Source organism: Arthrobacter sp. JCM 19049, from assembly GCF_001310435.1.
In genome coordinates, this window is the sequence record NZ_BAXF01000879.1 from 1 (window position 1) to 625 (window position 625).

At 70.1% G+C, this 625-nt stretch carries 1 pseudogene; it reads left to right on the top strand.

Features of this window, described 5'->3' with window-relative positions:
* Positions 1 to 488, top strand: a pseudogene (locus tag JCM19049_RS16880) (SGNH/GDSL hydrolase family protein); the annotation flags it as partial.
* Between the last annotated feature and the right edge of the window lie 137 nt (positions 489 to 625).

Consider the following 625-nt stretch of genomic DNA (forward strand, 5'->3'; position numbering starts at 1 on the left):
TCGGGGCCCTGGCCGCCTCGGGGGCCACCTTGCTGATCTTCAACGGCCCGGACATCCCGTGACACCCCGGTGCTGGGCGGAATCCGCGGCCGGGTGGCGATCTACAACGAGAACATCCGTACCGTGGCCGCCCGCATGATGCGATCGTGGCCGACATGTGGGCGCTGCGCGAACTGCACCACCCGGCCATGTGGTCCGAGGACCGGCTGCACTTCTCCCCGCTCGGGCACCAGCGGATTGCCGCGATGGCCCTGGACGCGCTGAACGTGCCGCACACCCTGGATCTTGAGGTGAACTTCGAGCCGGACACCCGCACCTGGCGCACCGCCCGGCTGGAGGACCTGCATTGGGCGCGTGAACACCTGGCCCCGTGGGTGCTGCGCCGGCTGCGCCACCAGCCTCCCGGGGACGGGATCACCACCAAGCGCCCGGAACCCACCCCGTTCACCGAACCGGCCCCGAACGAATCCCTGGGCGCCGGGAAGTAGCTGCCGCCGGCGCCAGCCGGCAGGCGAATGCGAAATAGTCCTGCCGGGCACCTTGTGGAAGGTGCCCGACAGGACTTTTGCCGGTTTATCCGGCCTTTAGCCGCCGGTGCCCGGCCGCTGGTTGGCCGGCACCGTTC